The organism is Pseudoalteromonas aurantia (assembly GCF_005886875.1).
GTDB classification, from domain to species: Bacteria; Pseudomonadota; Gammaproteobacteria; order Enterobacterales; family Alteromonadaceae; genus Pseudoalteromonas; species Pseudoalteromonas aurantia_A.
In genome coordinates this window covers 1-17390 of record NZ_PNBY01000093.1, presented here as the reverse complement: position 1 = coordinate 17390, position 17390 = coordinate 1, and the positions used below count along the sequence as shown (strand labels likewise).

Annotated in this window: 16 protein-coding genes; 11 read left to right on the top strand and 5 right to left on the bottom strand. The window is 43.1% G+C overall.

Annotated features, from left to right (window positions below; genetic code table 11):
* The first annotated feature begins 4 nt into the window (after nucleotides 1-4).
* From bioH to CWC18_RS17150, 3 genes are all read left to right on the top strand, one after another.
* Complete coding sequence (gene bioH / locus CWC18_RS17160) at nucleotides 5-742, top strand: pimeloyl-ACP methyl ester esterase BioH (RefSeq protein WP_138675774.1); 738 nt, start codon at nucleotides 5-7, stop codon at nucleotides 740-742.
* A 102-nt stretch (nucleotides 743-844) separates the two neighbouring features.
* Nucleotides 845-1153 carry a hypothetical protein gene (locus tag CWC18_RS17155; RefSeq protein ID WP_138591885.1) on the top strand — a complete coding sequence of 103 codons (309 nt, stop codon included), beginning with the start codon at nucleotides 845-847 and terminating at the stop codon, nucleotides 1151-1153.
* A 16-nt stretch (nucleotides 1154-1169) separates the two neighbouring features.
* Nucleotides 1170-2072, top strand: coding sequence for a putative metalloprotease CJM1_0395 family protein (locus tag CWC18_RS17150; protein ID WP_138675773.1), 903 nt, complete (start codon nucleotides 1170-1172; stop codon nucleotides 2070-2072).
* Between the two features lie 98 nt (nucleotides 2073-2170).
* Here CWC18_RS17150 and CWC18_RS17145 read toward each other — a convergent pair whose 3' ends face one another.
* Nucleotides 2171-4492 (bottom strand): Tex family protein, encoded by a 2322-nt coding sequence (locus CWC18_RS17145; protein ID WP_138675772.1) that lies wholly within the window; start codon nucleotides 4490-4492, stop codon nucleotides 2171-2173.
* Between the two features lie 91 nt (nucleotides 4493-4583).
* Entirely contained in the window at nucleotides 4584-5060 is a 477-nt protein-coding gene (gene greB / locus CWC18_RS17140; RefSeq protein ID WP_119861755.1) for a transcription elongation factor GreB, read from the bottom strand.
* A gap of 194 nt (nucleotides 5061-5254) precedes the next feature.
* Between greB and ompR the strand changes: the two genes are divergently transcribed.
* From ompR to CWC18_RS17125, 3 genes are all read left to right on the top strand, one after another.
* Nucleotides 5255-5974: an osmolarity response regulator transcription factor OmpR gene (gene ompR, locus CWC18_RS17135; protein ID WP_010366398.1), complete on the top strand. Its 720-nt coding sequence runs from the start codon at nucleotides 5255-5257 to the stop codon at nucleotides 5972-5974.
* 8 nt (nucleotides 5975-5982) lie between these two features.
* Nucleotides 5983-7296 (top strand): two-component system sensor histidine kinase EnvZ, encoded by a 1314-nt coding sequence (envZ, locus tag CWC18_RS17130; protein WP_138591882.1) that lies wholly within the window; start codon nucleotides 5983-5985, stop codon nucleotides 7294-7296.
* 122 nt (nucleotides 7297-7418) lie between these two features.
* The gene (locus tag CWC18_RS17125) at nucleotides 7419-8177 is read left to right on the top strand and encodes an NADP-binding protein (protein WP_138591881.1); all 759 of its coding nucleotides are present in this window, start codon (nucleotides 7419-7421) and stop codon (nucleotides 8175-8177) included.
* On the opposite strand, the gene hutC is transcribed toward CWC18_RS17125, so the two are convergent.
* The gene (gene hutC / locus CWC18_RS17120) at nucleotides 8174-8887 is read right to left on the bottom strand and encodes a histidine utilization repressor (RefSeq protein WP_138591880.1); all 714 of its coding nucleotides are present in this window, start codon (nucleotides 8885-8887) and stop codon (nucleotides 8174-8176) included. The two genes, CWC18_RS17125 and hutC, sit on opposite strands and share 4 nt — an antisense overlap.
* Before the next feature lie 109 nt (nucleotides 8888-8996).
* Between hutC and hutI the strand changes: the two genes are divergently transcribed.
* Both hutI and CWC18_RS17110 read left to right on the top strand, forming a co-directional pair.
* Entirely contained in the window at nucleotides 8997-10223 is a 1227-nt protein-coding gene (gene hutI / locus CWC18_RS17115) for an imidazolonepropionase (protein WP_138591879.1), read from the top strand.
* A gap of 128 nt (nucleotides 10224-10351) precedes the next feature.
* On the top strand, nucleotides 10352-12013 hold the full coding sequence (locus CWC18_RS17110) for a GGDEF domain-containing phosphodiesterase (protein WP_138675783.1): 1662 nt from the start codon (nucleotides 10352-10354) through the stop codon (nucleotides 12011-12013).
* Nucleotides 12014-12018: 5 nt separating this feature from the next.
* Here the strand turns inward: CWC18_RS17110 and CWC18_RS17105 are convergent, their stop codons facing one another.
* Nucleotides 12019-13077: a formimidoylglutamase gene (locus CWC18_RS17105; protein ID WP_138591878.1), complete on the bottom strand. Its 1059-nt coding sequence runs from the start codon at nucleotides 13075-13077 to the stop codon at nucleotides 12019-12021.
* Nucleotides 13078-13080: 3 nt separating this feature from the next.
* Nucleotides 13081-13587, bottom strand: coding sequence for a ribonuclease E activity regulator RraA (gene rraA, locus CWC18_RS17100; RefSeq protein ID WP_138591877.1), 507 nt, complete (start codon nucleotides 13585-13587; stop codon nucleotides 13081-13083).
* A gap of 166 nt (nucleotides 13588-13753) precedes the next feature.
* Here rraA and CWC18_RS17095 point away from each other — a divergent pair, with 166 nt between their 5' ends.
* The 3 genes from CWC18_RS17095 (at nucleotide 13754) to CWC18_RS17085 (ending at nucleotide 17337) form a co-directional block, all read left to right on the top strand.
* Nucleotides 13754-14275: a phosphatase PAP2 family protein gene (locus CWC18_RS17095; RefSeq protein ID WP_138591876.1), complete on the top strand. Its 522-nt coding sequence runs from the start codon at nucleotides 13754-13756 to the stop codon at nucleotides 14273-14275.
* A complete protein-coding gene (locus CWC18_RS17090) occupies nucleotides 14272-15324 on the top strand; it encodes an MJ1255/VC2487 family glycosyltransferase (protein WP_138591875.1) in 1053 nt (350 codons plus the stop codon). Before CWC18_RS17095 ends, CWC18_RS17090 begins: the two co-directional genes overlap by 4 nt.
* Nucleotides 15325-15456: 132 nt before the next feature.
* Nucleotides 15457-17337: a methyl-accepting chemotaxis protein gene (locus tag CWC18_RS17085; RefSeq protein WP_138591874.1), complete on the top strand. Its 1881-nt coding sequence runs from the start codon at nucleotides 15457-15459 to the stop codon at nucleotides 17335-17337.
* Nucleotides 17338-17390 lie beyond the last annotated feature (53 nt).

Below are 17390 nucleotides of genomic sequence, written 5' to 3'. Positions count from 1 at the left end.
AAGAATGCAAAAAGAATTAGTCCTGTTGCACGGTTGGGGAATGAATGCCCAAGTGTGGCAGATGGTAAAGCCTGAGATTGAGCAGGTTTTTAGTGGTGACGTACGGAGTATTAATTTACCAGGTTTTGGCGGTGCCCCAAGTCCTAAACTGGACTATACTTTAGAAACGGCGGCTAAGTTAGTGGCTGAACAATTACAACCAGAAAGTATCATTATTGGCTGGTCATTAGGTGGCTTGTTTGCATTGTATTTGGCGCGTAATTTTCCTGATAAAGTCAGCAAGGTTATCTTAATTGCGGCTACGCCTTACTTTAATGAAGTAACGCAGTGGCCTGGTATACAGTCAAATGTATTAGATGCTTTTCAGGTGCAACTTGAAAAGAACGCAACTAAGACTATTGAACGTTTTCTCGCTATTCAAGCGATGGGGAGTGAACATGCCAAAGAGGACATTAAAAGCTTGCGGGCTTTATTAGCGCAGGCCCCAGCTCCAGATCCTATTGCATTAAAAGCTGGTTTAGATATTTTGAAAACACAGGATTTGCGTGCTGACATGGCTATGGTAGAGCAACCTATATATGGTTTATTTGGTCGCTTGGACTCTTTGGTGCCAAAAGCTGTAATAGAAAAGATACGTGGTTTAAATTCGAATTTTTACAGTGAAATTTTACCAAAAGCATCTCATGCGCCTTTTATTTCTCATCGTTCTGAATTTATAACTTTCCTAAAATCAGTACTTTAAAATTATGGTATCGCGTTAGGTGAAAAAGACGTAAATCATGCTTTATTTTTATGACTTTTTGCGCAATAATTAACCACACATAAAAAGTTTTTGGAGCATGCTATGCCAATCGGTGATGTACTCAACAATGGGATAGAAGGCTTTAACAGAGCAACACAGGGTATTGAGCGCGCAAGCGCTGAAATAAACCGTGCGACAATTGAAACACAAGATGAAAACCAGCAGGCACAGCAGCGTCAGTTGCAAGGTGCTCGCCCGGAAGAATCTGTTACGGCACCTGTGTCTCAACCTGCAAAAATTGATGAAGCATTGGTCAACTTAAAAGTAGAAGAATTTAATGCTAAAGCAAATGTGCAAACTATTCGCACTGCTGATGAAGCATTGGGTACTTTAATTGATATAAAGGCATAAGTTTTACTAAAATGGTATGAGTATTGTAACGCCACCTCCGGCGATGAATTTAAATACTGCCAACGTCTATACTGAAACAGCTAGGCGCGATAACCAGCTGCGTGAAGTCATCCCAAAAACGGCCCCTCCCTCTGCATCTTTCACTGAGAACAAAGCGGTTAACGACGGTGATAAAGCAAAAGCGAACTCACCAGACGAGAATGCTTTGTATGATAGTTATGGCAAATTAGAACAGAACAAAACAATTGATGACAAAGGTGCTCAAGATGGCGATGAACGCCAACCTAAATCTGATGAAGATGCACGCAGCGAGCAAGAACAGGCTGATGAGCAAGCTGAGCAAAAGCAAATACAAGAGCTTAAAGCGAGAGACACCGAAGTACGTTTGCATGAGCAAGCACATGCACGCGTAGGTGGGCAGTATGCCGGTTCTCCGAGTTATGAATACCAACGTGGTCCAGATGGTAATAACTATGCGGTAGGTGGGCAGGTAATGATTGATGTGGCAGAGATCCCAGGGGATCCCGCAGGCACAATCGATAAAATGCAAACTGTACGAGCTGCTGCGTTAGCACCAGCTGACCCCTCTGGTGCTGACCGAGCGATTGCAGCCGACGCAACACAAAAGCAAGCAGCAGCGCAAGCTGAATTAGCCACCCAAGTTATTAGTGGTAGTAGTGAAGAAGCGCAGCAAGATACGACACGAATTAGAGGCTATGAGACGCGGCGACTGACCGAAGATGATGACGAAATTGTTGAACGCGATGCCGCCACATTAAAAACAGACGGTGGTCCTTACTCTGTTGCGTTACCAATAGAGCGAGATCCGCAAATACAAGCGCGGTCTTTACGCATTAGCGATTTCTACCAACAAGCGGTACAACCTGAGGGGGCTGCTTCTTTATCACTGCAAGCGTAATTCGATGGTAACGCGTATAGTTAGAATGTGGTAGATACCAGAATAATCAGACACAAAAAAGCCCATTTAACGATGGGCTTTTTTATTGTGTTGATTAATTACTTCTTCATTTTGGCAAAGGCTTCGGCAAATGCATTCCCCATGGCTGCATTACCCAAGTCTTTTTTCGGTTTTGCGCTGCGGTTGTGCTGCTTAGGTGCTGCCGATTTTTGCGTGCTTGGCCTGCTCTTAGCTTGTGTGTCTTGTGATGTAATTTCATCATTCAAGCGCATTGTAAAGCTAATTCGTTTGCGGGCAACGTCAACTTCAATCACTTTTACTTTTACAATATCACCCGCTTTAACCACTTCACGAGGATCAGAAATAAACTTATTGGTGATGGCTGAAATATGCACTAATCCATCTTGATGAACCCCTACATCAACGAACGCACCAAAATTAGCAACATTGGAGACAACCCCCTCAAGGATCATACCAACTTCTAAGTCTGATATTTTTTCAACACCGGCTTTAAACTCTGCTGTTTTAAACTCTGGGCGTGGATCTCGGCCAGGTTTATCAAGTTCTTTAATAATGTCGGTGACCGTTGGCAAACCAAACTTTTCGCAGGTAAAGTCATTGGCTGCTAATTGATTTAATAATGTGCTGTTACCGATAAGCTCTGTGACGGGAAGTGCTTTTTGTTGTGCAATTTTTTTTACGACTGGATAAGCTTCAGGGTGCACAGATGAGGCATCTAGTGGGTCTTTACTATCGAGTATACGCAAGAAGCCTGCAGCTTGTTCAAATGCCTTTGGCCCCAACCGTTCCACTTTTTTCAGCTGGTTACGTGCAGTGAATGAACCGTGCTCGTCACGATATTTAACAATATTGTTAGCCAGTGTTTTATTTAAACCTGACACACGTGTTAATAGGGGTGCAGAAGCCATGTTGACGTCGACGCCAACAGAGTTAACACAATCTTCTACGACCGACGTCAGTGTTTGACCGAGCTGACTTTGCGATACATCATGTTGGTATTGACCTACACCGATAGATTTAGGCTCAATTTTTACTAATTCAGCCAACGGATCTTGCAAACGGCGCGCGATAGAGACAGCCCCACGTAGTGACACGTCTAAGTCAGGAAATTCATTCGCGGCAAACTCGGAAGCTGAGTATACCGATGCGCCAGCTTCACTGACCATGATTTTACTCAGGGCAAGTTCTGGGGCTGCTTTTAATAGCTCAGAAGCCAATTTATCAGATTCACGAGAGGCGGTTCCATTGCCAATGGCAATTAATTGCACTTTATGCTGACGGCATAATTGCTCTAGTGTACGAAGCGATTTGTCCCAATGATTTTGAGGCGCATGTGGGAAAATAGTGTTCGTGGAGAGTAACTTCCCCGTGCTATCGACCACAGCGATTTTACACCCTGTTCTAAGGCCTGGGTCAATCCCTAAGGTAACACGAGGTCCAGCCGGTGCAGCCATCAGCAAATCTTTTAAGTTTTTAGCAAATACGTCAATGGCACCTGTTTCAGCGGTTTCACGTAGCGACCCAAGAAATTCGTTTTCTAAATGCAGTGATAATTTTATTTTCCAGGCCCATTGCACAAGGGTCATTAACCATGCACTGGCATTGGCGGATGTAACATTCAGTTGGTAGTGATCGGCTATCATTTGCGCGCAAAACTGTTGGGGCTCTGCAACGTCTGGTTCTGGGTTAATAACCAATTGTAAAATACCTTCGTTACGTGCTCTGAGCATTGCTAATGCCCTGTGAGAAGGAACTTTGGCTAATTTTTCGCTGTGCTCGAAATAGTCTCGGTATTTGTTTCCTGAGTCTTCTTTTCCTTTAACGACTTGTGCCTCAAGTTGACCATTTTGTTGAATATGTCGACGAAATTTAGCAAGTAGTTTGGCATCCTCAGCAAAGCGTTCCATTAGAATGAACTTGGCACCATCTAACGCCGCTTTACTATCACGGATCCCATTCTGGTCATTCACATAATCTTGCGCTAGCTGCTCAGGAGATAACGTGGCATCATTAAATAATGCCTCAGCCAGTGGTTCTAACCCAGCTTCAATCGCGATTTGGCCTTTTGTACGGCGCTTTGGCTTGAATGGTAAATATAAATCTTCTAACTCAGTTTTACTTTGTACGTTATGAATGTCGGCTGAGAGTGAGTCAGATAACTTACCCTGCTCGTTAATGGTAGAGAGAATAAAGCTTCTACGTTCCTCTAGCTCTCGTAAATAGCCTAAACGTTGTTCTAATAAACGTAGCTGCGTATCGTCTAGTCCGCCAGTGACTTCTTTACGATAACGGGCGATAAACGGTACCGTTGCCCCTTCATCAAGTAATGCCGTTGCAGCGATAACTTGCTGCTCTTTTGCGTTTAGCTCGTGTGCTAAACGTGCAGAGATATTGCTCATGCAAAATCCTTATAAAGTTCAATGCTATACGCGATTTTTATTGACGTATGTCTATGGTCTAACTATATCACAGCAGAAGGGAATAAGAAGCTTAGCTGATCACGTAATCTATTTTGTTAACAAACCAAGTTTTTTCGCCCTCTGGGGTGTTAACGGTAAAGTCATCATCCACTTCTTTTCCGAGTAAAGCCCGCGCCATGGGAGAGTCGATGGAGATGTAATCGTTGCGCTCATATATTTCATCTGGCCCAACAATTCTAAACTTTTTGCACTCTTGCGCGTCATTTTCAATTTCGACCCACGCACCAAAAAACACTTTGCCAGCCTGTTGCTGGGAATATTCAATAATTTTTAGATCGGGTAGTCGTTTCCTCAGATACCTAACTCGCCTATCTATTTGCCTTAAAACACGTTTATTAAATGTATAGTCGGCATTTTCAGAGCGGTCGCCTAAGCTCGCAGCCCACGATACTATTTTGGTTATTTCAGGGCGCTTTTCATGCCACAAGTGGTCATGTTCTTGCTGTAACTTTCGGTACCCTTCAGGGGTGATCAGATTGGTTTTCATTTACTTGATATGCTCTGAGTTAGTGCTGTGACAACTTAAATAAAAAATAAATATATGTCGAGCTTTCTAGATTAAACTACCTAATTTTTTTGTTTGTAACGTTCCGTAACAAAACTTCTTTAAATGTATGGTGTCTAGATGGCATTTTTTCAATTATATTAAGCCAAGGTATTCAATAAAAAGAAGAATCAACAATGGGTAATGAAACGACCAAAGTGTTAGTCGTAGATGATGATATGCGTTTACGTAGCTTGTTAGAGAGATACTTGGTTGAACAAGGTTTTATTGTTCGTACTGCAGCCAATAGTGAGCAGATGGATCGTTTACTAGAGCGTGAAAACTTTCACTTGATGGTGCTTGATCTGATGTTGCCAGGTGAAGATGGGTTATCTATTTGTCGCCGTTTAAGACAAAAAGAAAATGAGATCCCCATTGTGATGTTGACGGCAAAAGGCGATGAAGTAGATCGAATTATCGGTCTTGAATTAGGGGCAGATGATTACATACCAAAACCGTTTAACCCCAGAGAGCTGTTAGCAAGAATTAAAGCGATTTTACGCCGCAGGGCAAAAGAAGTGCCTGGAGCGCCTGCTGCTCAAGAGAATGAAGTGGTATTTGGTATTTTTAAACTCAACCTAGCAACACGCGAAATGCAAAAGGGGGATGAAGTGATTTCGTTGACTAGCGGTGAGTTTGCTGTCCTTAAAGCATTGGTTAATCACCCTCGTGAGCCACTCAGCCGAGACAAGTTAATGAATCTGGCGAGAGGGCGCGATTATAGTGCGTTGGAAAGAAGCATTGACGTACAAGTCTCCCGACTTCGTCGCATGATTGAAGAAGACGCCACCAACCCTCGCTATATTCAAACGGTTTGGGGACTCGGCTATGTCTTTGTACCTGACGGACAAGGCTAGTTGTATTTATGAGTTTATTTCCAAAAAGTGCATTCGGGCAAACCGTTTTTTTTGTTGGGGCATTATTACTCGTAAATCAAATAATGTCTTACATTACGGTGACTCTTTACGTTATTAAACCAACATTTGAGCAAGCGAATTTAATGCTCGCAAAGCAAGTGAAAACAGTCTTTATTGATTGGGAAGATGGCGTTGAAGTGTCTTCAGGGTTGTCTGATGTATTTTTTGAGATAACGGGTATAGAGGTGATGACGCAAAGAGAGGCCTATATTAATGGTCTTGGTGACGCCAAAGAGTACACATTATTGTCTCAGAGCATGTCTGAGCAATTAAATGGTTCAGCACGCGTGAGGATAAGCCAAGGAGACCCCATTGTGTATTGGGTTGAGGCACCACAAGCTCCAGGATATTGGGTGCGGGTGCCCTTAACTGGTTTTAGTGAAGCAAAGCTCGAATTTTTGGTTTTTTATCTTTCCAGTATCGGTTTTTTAAGTGTGCTTGGTGGGTGGTGGTTTGCCCGGCATCTTAATCGACCGCTAAGGGCATTACAAACAGCGGCAGGGCGAGTCGGTGTTGGGGATTTTTCTACCCGCCTGGTAGAAAGTGGTGCGACTGAAGTCATTGAAGTGACGAAGGCATTTAATCAAATGTCGAAAGGGATCGCTGAGCTTGAAAGTGATCGTCGTTTGTTGATGGCGGGGGTGTCGCATGATTTACGAACACCGTTAACTCGTATACGGCTGGCAACAGAGATGATGTCAGATGATGAGGATTACCTCAAAGAAGGGATCATTGACGATATCGAGGATATGAATGCGATTATCGATCAATTTATTGAATATTTACGGCATCATAACTCCAGTGAGATGATGCTAGAAGATATTAATACTGTGGTAGAAGATGTGGTCAATGTAGAGCAAAAGCATCAACGGACGATACAGCTTTCAACGCAAGCATCCTTACCGTCGGTATTGTTAAACACTGTCGCATTAAAGCGGGTGTTAACGAACATGATTGAAAATGCAATTCGCTATTCAGACGGCGCTATTTCAGTGTCTACGGAGTTCAGTAAAGAGCACAGATCAGTCCTAATTAAAGTACAAGATAGAGGTCCAGGTATTCCAGAGAGTGAATTGGAAACGGTGTTTGAGCCGTTTAAGCAAGGAGATCAAGCGCGCGGCAGTGAAGGGAGCGGTTTAGGGCTTGCGATCATTAAACGCATTGTAACCACGCATGGAGGAACTGTGAGGTTACGCAATCGCAAGCAAGGCGGGTTAAGTGCAGAAGTGCTGTTGCCGGTGATGCATGTAAACCAAAACTAGTATCGTGGATGTGTCACCTCTGCTTGTTTAAGCAAAATAATCGTGAAGGCCTATTAAGGGCCTTTTTTAGGGCCATGACAGCACCATGCTGAAGGCCGATACCTGTCTTTGGAATTAAAGTTATGACGCAGTTAGTGGTAGTAGGCGCAGGCTGGTTAGGGCACCCTTTATGTCAACAAGCCAGTGAGTTAGGTTGGCAGGTGGAAGGTACTCGCCGTAGTCCAAATGATGCAGTCTCGTTTGAGCGTTATTTAGCTATGCCAAATGAAAACATAGAGCATACGTTATCATTACGCGATGCTTGGTGGGTCTGTGCTTTGCCACCAAGAGCAAGGTATGCTGATAGTAATTACTTGCCAATGTTACAACAGACTTTAGCACTCAGTAAAAAAATGTCAGCAAGGGGGTTTTTGCTCTGTTCAAGCACTGGGGTATATAGCAATGAGAATGGTCACTATCATGAACTAAGCGCACTGGATACCAGTACCGAGCGCCAGCAGGTATTGGTCAGTGCCGAAGAGCATGTTACAAAGCAAGGTGGCAAAGTGTTACGTTTAGCAGGGCTAGTTGGTCCAGGTCGAGAGCCGGGTAATTTTGTCGCAGGAAAAATATTAAAAAGTTCTTCGCAAAGCTTGGTAAACATGGTTCATCAGCAAGATGTGATTAATGCTATCTTTACGGTGTTGTCTCAGTGGCAAATAGCCCAGCCAATATACAATGTGTGTCATGAGTGGCACCCGACGCGCGCACAGTACTATCAACAAAAATGTCATGCACTTAATACCGAAGTCCCTGAGTTTAGTTCTGCAGAGGCAGTGGAACGTATTATTGATGGTTCGGCTATTTGTCAGCTGGGATTTGCATACAATTACGCCATTTAATGGCGTTTAAAGGTTAAATGTCCACCTAATCGGTATTTACTCCCAGGAGAAATAAGGCGCGCAAAACTAACGATACCCTCCGATGACCATGTGCGTCTTATGACCTGTAAACAGGGCTCTTCATTGTATAAACTTAGCCATTGACAAACCTCACTGGTTGGCATGATGGCTTCCACAGTGTGGCGAGCTTCAGTTAATGGGGCAACTTGTGACAAGTATTCATGCGGAGTAACGTGATTAAAATCTTGCTGTAAATAGTGTATCGCAAGTGCTGGATTGACAAATCTTTCCTCTACTTGAAGCGGTTGTTCGTTTTCATTATGTACAAGTACGCTTCGATAGACTTGGCTGTTGATCTCTACTCCCAGAGCAATTGCAATTGGTGCGACGGCCGAGATTGATTCTAGCGATAAAACACTACAAGAGTAGACACCATTGCGTGCCTGTACTTCATCAGCTATGTTTTTTATTTCCAGTAAAGAGGATTGCGACTTAAGGCTAGCAACAAAAGTCCCTAAGCCTTGACTGCGAGTGAGAATGCCCGCTTCTGTCAGCTCACTGAGAGCTCGTCGAGCGGTCATTCGACTAACAGAAAATTGCTCAGCGAGTTCATTTTCAGAGGGGACACGCTGATTCTCTACCCATTTTGCAGCTTGAATATTATCAATGATATGTTGTTTTATAAGGGCAAACTTGGGTCTTTGTGTCATGGTGAGAATACCAATTTTTATGAAGATATGAATAAAGGTGGCACAGATGCCTTGTATATACAAGCAAGCTTGTTAAACTCGAACCAGATATTTTTTCGGAGTAGTAGCAATGATTGAGCCTGATTTAGTAATTACAGATGTTAACCTTGCAACAATGGATGGAGAGCGCTCAGCCCCCTATGGCATGATAGAGCAAGGGGCAATTATGATTAAAGAGGGCATGATCAGTTGGCTAGGTCTACAGGCTGAGATGCCTGAATTTGATGCATTGGCAACACCCGTTCACAGCGCAAAAGGGGCTTGGCTGACACCAGGTCTCATTGATTGCCATACCCATATCTTGTTTGCAGGGGATCGAGCTACTGAGTTTGAGCAGCGGCTGCAAGGTGTTTCGTACCAGCAAATAGCTGAACAAGGTGGTGGTATCGCAAGTACTGTTAGGGCAACCCGAGAAGCCGATCATGAAACGTTATTTGTTAATGCCAAAGGACGTTTAAACAGTTTATTACGTGAAGGCGTCACGACAGTTGAGAGCAAAACAGGCTATGGATTAGACACGGAAAATGAATTGAAGTTATTAGAAGTGAATAAGCTGCTTGCTGAGCATCACCCAATTGATATACACAGCACGTTTTTAGGCGCACACGCATTACCGCCTGAATATAAGGGTCAAGCTGATGCGTATATTGATATTGTATGTGACGAAATGTTACCTCGGGTTGCAAAGCTAAACCTGGCCAGTGCAGTGGATGTGTTTTGCGAAAACATCGGGTTTAGCTATGAACAAACTCGTCGAGTCTTTGACGCTGCGACCAAGTTAGGGTTGAAAGTGAAATGTCACGCTGAGCAGTTATCTAACCAAAGGGGCACGGAGCTGGTGGCGGAGTTTGCCGGGCTGTCTGCGGACCATATTGAATACTTAGATGAACCAGGTGTGGTGACAATGGCAAATGCAGGCACCGTTGCTGTGCTGTTACCGGGGGCATTTTATTTTTTACGAGAGACACAGTTACCCCCGTTAGAGTTACTGCGTAAGCACAAGGTACCCATGGCCATTGCCAGTGACTTTAATCCTGGTACCGCACCCCTGTGCTCATTACGTCTAATGTTGAATATGGGGTGTACGCTATTTAGAATGACGCCGGAAGAAACCTTGCAGGGAGTGACATGTCATGCGGCAAAAGCACTTGGTTTATCAGATAGAGGGGTACTGAAAGTGGGAATGCGAGCTGACTTTGCGTTGTGGAATATCAGTCACCCAGCACAATTAAGTTACCAATTTGGCGTAAATGATCTGTTAAATCTCTGGATATTAGGTAAACTTATTCAGAGCTAATTATTTATATTGGGGTGTTGATGTCGGTTTTCACATATGTGTGGTCCGTCACAACTATTCCTGTAATCAACGGAATGCAACAGGGGGAGCCCCCCCTTCTAGCGGCGCTGCTAGCGGGTATAGTATTGATGGGCAGTCTTGCTGTTATCGTATTAACTAAAGCCGCAAATTTACGTATACTACATGCGTTGACTGCTTGCATAAGTCTGGCAATACTAGCGCTGAACCTAGAATGGTTGCAGTATTTTTTAGGGCTTTCCTTACTTGGCCACATCCTATTTAGCCTGCGTCATAATGACGATAGTTACTTATTCTTGGCCTGTTTTGCCAGTGTGATCTTTATTGTATTACTGGGTGGGCAGATTTTATGGTCTTGGCCAGGTGTATTAACCGTATCAGTGGTCACTATTCTCTACTTAGGGCAATTATTGGCCTTAAATCATATTCCAGAAACGGTCCCAGCCAAACACGAAGTAGTGAGCGATCAAGCTCATGATATTCTTGGTTTACCTGATAGAGCCAGTTTAAGAGCCGCATTTACAGAATACAGAGTCACAGAACCAGGGCCTGCTATGTTAGTGATGGTTCGCCTTGAAGGCTTTGAGCAAGTGAACTTGCATCTGGGCCGAGAATTCGGCGATTTACTTTTAGCGCAGTCGGCCAATCGAATCAAACAACAATTACAAAGCCATGATGTCGTTGCCATTGCTAATGGGGATGCCATGTCACGGGTGGCGCATTTAGGTGGGCTTCATTTTGTCTTTGTCTGTGGGCTGAGTAATCAAAAACACCTGCATGAGCAGTTAATAGACGACATCATTCGCAGTACACTGAAACCTTTCAATGTGGGTAATTGCACACTGGAAGTAAGTGCGCGAGCGAGTTACGTGAATTGCGACGAAGAACTCGGCCAATTTGATAACCTGATCACCTGTGCATTCTTGGCGTTAGATAGCCAGCCTAATCGCTCTGTGTGTGCTTATCAACAGCAAATGCAAATTACGAAATTAGAGCAACAAGCACGTCTTGCCGAGCTGGCACACATTGATTTTCGCAGTGAGTTTGAATTGTATTTTCAGCCAGTGATCCGTCACAGAGATGGCGAAATAGAATTTTTAGAGTTGTTATTACGCTGGCAACACCCAAAGCAAGGCATTCTAGCTGCGGGTCAATTTATAGAAGATATTCGACTGGCAGGGCTGGCTGTTCCTGTGGCATATTATGTGATTGAACGTGCAGCAGAGATTGCGATGGCATTGAGGATGGATAACATTTATATGCCATTGAGTGTGAATGTTTTTGGTCCAGAGATGTTACATGAAGAGTTCATTGAATTTCTGGATAGAATATTGCTTGAGCATCATTTATTACCTGGTGATTTGATCATTGAATGTCCATCCGCGTTATTTATGTCGTTAGATGCGCAAGGCGTGGCAATGGTCGCGCGCCTGAGAAGCATTGGTGTGCGTTTGTGCGTCGATGGATTTGGCGAAGCGCCGCTCATATTAGCAAAATTGCCAAAATTGAGTGTTGATTATGTGAAAGTGGGTCGCTCTTTGACCGCAGAACACCAGCAGCAAGGTCAGTTTAAAAGTGTGGTACGTGGTATGGTAGAGATGCAGCAGCAATTGAACAGTAAAGTGATCTGCGAAGGGGTTGAAACACAAGAGCAGCTCAATTTTGTGAAAAGTCTTGATACCTTTGCTGCTCAGGGTTACTTTTTTGCAAGGCCTCTGAGTAGTGTCGGTATGATCAGTTGGTTAAAACAATGGAAAATAGAACATGAGTAAATAAGCTATTGCTCAACCCGGGCTCGACTTGATAAGTAACTACATACTAAACCACTGAGCACTTGCCCTGCTTCTATCATCCCTTGCGCAAGGCCCTGTGGATGATTCGCTGGCGCAGCTTCACACAGATGTAAATAAGCCACACTGCGTTGCTCTGCTGATAACGACACAAAATGCTCAGCATCATTCGTACTAAAGCCACAATTGGTAAACGCACTGACTGGCATACCGCTAATACTGTCAACGTCTACTTCAATACCCAATGGTTTATCGTCGTTGAAACGTTTTAATCCGGTGGTAATTGCTTGGGTTAATGTTGCCCTTCGCGTGACTAAAATATCTTGATAGCTAGTATAAGTGAACTGCGCTTTGTGCAAACCGTCTATGATTGCCTTGTTGTTTTTTTGTTCATGCAAACCGACCACATGATAGTCATTGAGCATATTACGCTGGTAAGCATAATGAAATCCATTGCCACTGTGCCGACCTTCTATTGCTCTAAAGTCAGCATGTGGATCAAAGTTAATCGCATTACATGATTTACCACTTACTTTGTACAATGCCTGTAAAATACCAAAGCAATTATTATGACCACCCCCAATAATAATGGGTTCCAACCCTGCTGAAAATATTAAGGTTAGGATATCATTGACACGCTGATCTATTTCGGCGCATAAATCTCGTAACTGTACTAACTGATCAGGGTGCGTGTTGCATAAGTCTGCACTGGCTGTTTGTAAGTCGTCACAAATTATTTCACCTAATAACAAGACGTTTTTTGGGTCTAAAAATTGATTACACGGGAGGTTTAAGAAACGTTGTAAAAAAGCCTGCCATCCAAGGGTCGCACCACCTTGGCCGCAATTAGCTCTAGGGCCGATATCTTCGTTTACGCCAATAAGTACGTACTTTATGCCAAAGGCCGCGGCATCTTTTAGTGCCTGCAAGGTTGCACTGTTAGTATCTAAGAAGGTGAGTGATTGCCAAAATTTACGCTCATTCTCACGTTCTGTGACGAGGCTGCTAATGTCAGCCTCATGGTAAATATGTAGGTATTCTGTCATGGTTTACGCGTCTAGGATGTCATCTACTTCAAGGAGTAATTCTTCAGCTGAGATAATAATCCCAGTACTGTCAGCATATAAATAGTCGTCGTCGAAAAAAGAGACTCCTGCAAAGTTCACGGGAATACCTTGCTCGCCAGCTCCTGAACTGTCTGCCGATACGGGAATTGACGTGATAGCTTGAATACCGATATTACATTCTTCAAGTTCGTCCACATGACGTACCGCGCCATAGACAACGATGCCTTGCCAGTTATTTTCAACAGCCAGTTCAGCAAGGTCAATATCAATAAGGGCACGTCTCGTTGAGCCTCCGCCATCTATTAGCAGTATGCTATCGCTCCCATCTTGCTCTAACATTGACCTGATCAATTCGTTATTTTCAAAACATTTTACAGTTTGAATACGGCCACTAAAGGCGGTTTGTCCACCAAAGTTAATAAACATAGGTTCGAGAACATCAACCACGTCAGCAAAATGATCACACAGGTCGGAAGTGCTGTAATCCATACTTTAAATCCTCTGAAAAATAACAAAAGTCAGTTTCAGTATACTCCCATAAATGGTCATAGCAATGCTAAACAGTAACTTACATATTAGTGTCGCAAAACTGTCACCGCTTTGTTATTTAGCTCTTCTATGCTGAAAATGTAGGCAAATAACAGGTGCACATACTATGAAAGGCAAATTAGCACAGTTAGACACAGTACTATATTTTGCGGTGTTTACACCGAGCCCAAAACATTGGTGGAGAATCATTGCATTGGCCTTTTCCAAAAGTGGCAATGGCGGCTTATATATTTTATTGGCATTAGTTTGTGCGTTGTTTTTTGAGCAACTGGGACAACAGTTTGCATTGACGGCTATTTTGGCGTTTGCGATCGAGCGCCCGCTGTATTTTTATCTGAAAAAACGTATTGCCCGAGTTCGGCCCTGCGACTGTTACGCGTTAAAAGCACTATTAACACCTGCGGATAAATTTAGCTTACCTTCTGGGCATAGTGCAGGTGCATGGCTTTACGCCGTGTGCATTGTGGAGCATTTGTCGGTGCATTGGTGGTTATTGTTTACCTGGGCAGCAGGGGTTTCTCTGTCCCGTGTCGTGATCGGGGTACATTACCCACTAGATGTTGTGGTGGGAGCTTTGATGGGGATCTGCTGTGCGAGTTTATCTATTTTTTTAGTAGGGATGTTATGAAAATACTATATGGCGTACAAGGCACTGGAAATGGCCACATTACTCGAGCCCGAGTTATGGCGGAGTGTTTTGCAAGAAAGAATGTGGATGTTGACTATATATTTTCAGGTCGTGACAGTAATAAGTATTTTGATATGGCATCTTTTGGTGATTATCAAACTAAAACTGGGTTGAGTTTCAGTACACGTAACGGCCAAGTGAGTCAGATTGATACTATCAAAAACATTAAGTTAGGGCAGTTTTTTAAAGACGTACGTCGTTTAGAAATAGACCAATATGATCTAGTATTCAATGATTTTGAGCCGGTTAGTGCATGGGCCGCTAAGCTGGCTAAAGTTCCTGTCATTGCGATGAGCCATCAAGTAGCATTTCTTAGCCCAGAAGTACCCATGCATAGTAATGGCTTTTTAAAGCGTACTTTTCTAAAGCAATTTGCGCCGGCAGATATTCATCTTGGCGTACATTGGCAGCCCTTCTCTAAAAATATAATCCCGCCTTTCATTCCTTATGAAAAACCGATTAACACTTGTCGTTCGATTGAAAATAAAGTCTTGGTTTACTTGCCATTTGAAGATTTAAATCGGGTTTTGGAGTTGTTGCGAGATTTTCCTGACACGGAGTTTTATTGCTATCACCCTGATGCGAAAGATTGCTCAAAAACACACATTCATTTACGAGCGCCGAGTAGAAAGGGGTTTCTTAAAGACTTAGCCAATACCAGTGGCGTTGTGGGTAATGCCGGGTTTGAGCTCTCAAGTGAGGCACTTAAATTTGGAAAAAAATTATTACTAAAGCCGTTAGAGGGGCAATTTGAACAGCATGCGAACGCACAGACACTTCAAGACATGGGGTTTGCGCGTGTCATGCACTACTTAAGTTCAGATGCACTTGAAGAATTTTTGGCTGAACCCAGTGGAAAGAGTATCGATTTTCCAGCTGATCCGTGTGTTCTGGTTGATTGGCTCCTTTCTAAGCAGTGGCATGACTTAGACACACTACATCAATCACTTTGGCAAGGGTTATTTGCGCAACCTCATAAAGCTGCTTAATCCGCTGCTTTACCCTGTATTTTTGCAATAGTTATGCTGATTTTTTTCTGTAATGTAATGCATTTCTAATACGCATTGGCACATATTCTCGGCTATACTGTCAGTCAGGTAGAAAAAAATATAGGTAACAGTATGGCTTTATTGGAAAATTTAACCATTAAACGACGCTTGCAACTGAATGCCCTTGTTGTGGGTATCGCAATGTTAGTGATGCTGTTCGTGATAATTCTAGAAGCAAAAACAATGCTCAGGCTCAATGAAACCATTGAGTATGCTGAAGAGTTAGACGTTCATGAATTGGCTATGCGTAAGTATGAGAAAAATTTCCTGTTTTATAAGGACACGGACGCCCTAGAGAAATTTGAAGCAGAGTATGCAAAATTACAGCAAAAAATCGTGTACTTAGCGGAAATATTCACTGAGTTTGACATTGACGCAACGCAACTTAGTGAATTCAAACGCCTTTCATCGGCTTATAATCAAGATTTTCATGCTGTTGTGGAACTGCAAAAAGTTATTGGCTTGCACCCAAAAGATGCGCTATACGGCGAGTTAAGGGGGGCAGTACATAAAGTTGAGACATTATTAAAACAACGCAAAAACTTTGAGTTACTGACCACAATGCTGCAGCTAAGGCGAGCAGAAAAGGATTTTATGCTGCGATTCAATCTTAAGTATTTAACTAAGTTTGATAAGTTGATTGCCACTTTTAATACACAAATTACACAGGCTGGGTTTGAACGGCCATACCAAGATAATTTGTTAGTGTTAGTGGCTGAGTATCAACAAAAGTTTGGGGCATTAGTCAGTGCACAGCAAACATTAGGGCTCAGCCTTGACGACGGTGCGTTGGGTAAAATGAAACTTAATGTACAAAAAAGCGACAAGGTAGTTGCCGATATTGTAGAGCAAACCAAACTAGAAATTAAGCTTAATGTTGAGCAGACTCAATTTATGGGTGTCTCAATATTTATTGTTGCTGCCGTCATCGTAATGATTTTAGTGCTATTAACGAGTCGCTCAATCATTCAACCAGTAGAGCGGGTTTACCAAACAATTGAACGTATTCGCCGTGAAAATAATTTGAGTGTGACGATTGAGCAATCTGGTAATGATGAAATAACGGTGATGACGCGTGATTTTAATAGCTTAGTGGGAGATTTTAGGATCCTCATTGCAGAGGTAAACTCAGCACTAGGGACGATTAATGATGCAACGCAGCATTTAACAGAAACAACAGCACAGACTAGCTCTGGTATGCATGAGCAACTACATGAAGCTGATATGGTAGCCACCGCAGCGACTGAGATGCAGGCAACAATTCAAGATATTTCTCACAATACAGAAGCTGCGGCGCAAAAAGCTGAATCAACTAATAATAACGCCCAACAAGGTCGCAATGAAGTAGATGCGACCATTAAGCACATTATGGTTTTATCTGACTCACTTGCGGGTGCGTCAGATGTGGTTTCTCAGTTAGAAAAAGATGGTGAAACGATTGGTTCTGTTTTAGATGTTATTCGTGGTATAGCGGAGCAAACCAATTTACTTGCATTAAACGCGGCTATAGAAGCAGCGCGAGCAGGTGAGCAGGGTCGCGGATTCGCAGTAGTAGCAGACGAAGTTCGCTCATTGGCACAACGCACACAAGATTCTACACAAGAGATTGAAAGTATCATCTCGACGTTGCAACAACGAACGAGAGAGGTTGTAAATATTATGGAGCAATGCCGACTGCAGGGGAGTGAAAGCGTATCGCAGGCTGAGAAAGCGGGCGAGTTACTGACATCTATCACAACAGATGTACAAACTATTATGGATATGAGCACACATATCGCCACTGCCATTGATGAGCAAAATCAAGTTGCCTCTGAGGTGAATAAGAATGTGGTGCGCATTAGAGATATTGCACAAGTTGCGTCTGAACATGCGCAGTCGAACGCACAAAGTAGTGAAGAAGTATCAGAGCAGGCGAGTGTGCTTCATCAGGCTGTTGCAAAATATAAAGTGTAAATGATTAATAGATGATAAAAAAACGCAGCGCAAGGCTTAATGCCGATCAGATA

Coding starts and splice junctions, on each gene's coding strand:
- bioH (WP_138675774.1), top strand. CDS start 5: ATGCAAAAAGAATTAGTCCTGTTGCACGGTTGGGGAATGAATGCCCAA.
- CWC18_RS17155 (WP_138591885.1), top strand. CDS start 845: ATGCCAATCGGTGATGTACTCAACAATGGGATAGAAGGCTTTAACAGA.
- CWC18_RS17150 (WP_138675773.1), top strand. CDS start 1,170: ATGAGTATTGTAACGCCACCTCCGGCGATGAATTTAAATACTGCCAAC.
- CWC18_RS17145 (WP_138675772.1), bottom strand. CDS start 4,492: ATGAGCAATATCTCTGCACGTTTAGCACACGAGCTAAACGCAAAAGAG.
- greB (WP_119861755.1), bottom strand. CDS start 5,060: ATGAAAACCAATCTGATCACCCCTGAAGGGTACCGAAAGTTACAGCAA.
- ompR (WP_010366398.1), top strand. CDS start 5,255: ATGGGTAATGAAACGACCAAAGTGTTAGTCGTAGATGATGATATGCGT.
- envZ (WP_138591882.1), top strand. CDS start 5,983: ATGAGTTTATTTCCAAAAAGTGCATTCGGGCAAACCGTTTTTTTTGTT.
- CWC18_RS17125 (WP_138591881.1), top strand. CDS start 7,419: ATGACGCAGTTAGTGGTAGTAGGCGCAGGCTGGTTAGGGCACCCTTTA.
- hutC (WP_138591880.1), bottom strand. CDS start 8,887: ATGACACAAAGACCCAAGTTTGCCCTTATAAAACAACATATCATTGAT.
- hutI (WP_138591879.1), top strand. CDS start 8,997: ATGATTGAGCCTGATTTAGTAATTACAGATGTTAACCTTGCAACAATG.
- CWC18_RS17110 (WP_138675783.1), top strand. CDS start 10,352: ATGGGCAGTCTTGCTGTTATCGTATTAACTAAAGCCGCAAATTTACGT.
- CWC18_RS17105 (WP_138591878.1), bottom strand. CDS start 13,077: ATGACAGAATACCTACATATTTACCATGAGGCTGACATTAGCAGCCTC.
- rraA (WP_138591877.1), bottom strand. CDS start 13,587: ATGGATTACAGCACTTCCGACCTGTGTGATCATTTTGCTGACGTGGTT.
- CWC18_RS17095 (WP_138591876.1), top strand. CDS start 13,754: ATGAAAGGCAAATTAGCACAGTTAGACACAGTACTATATTTTGCGGTG.
- CWC18_RS17090 (WP_138591875.1), top strand. CDS start 14,272: ATGAAAATACTATATGGCGTACAAGGCACTGGAAATGGCCACATTACT.
- CWC18_RS17085 (WP_138591874.1), top strand. CDS start 15,457: ATGGCTTTATTGGAAAATTTAACCATTAAACGACGCTTGCAACTGAAT.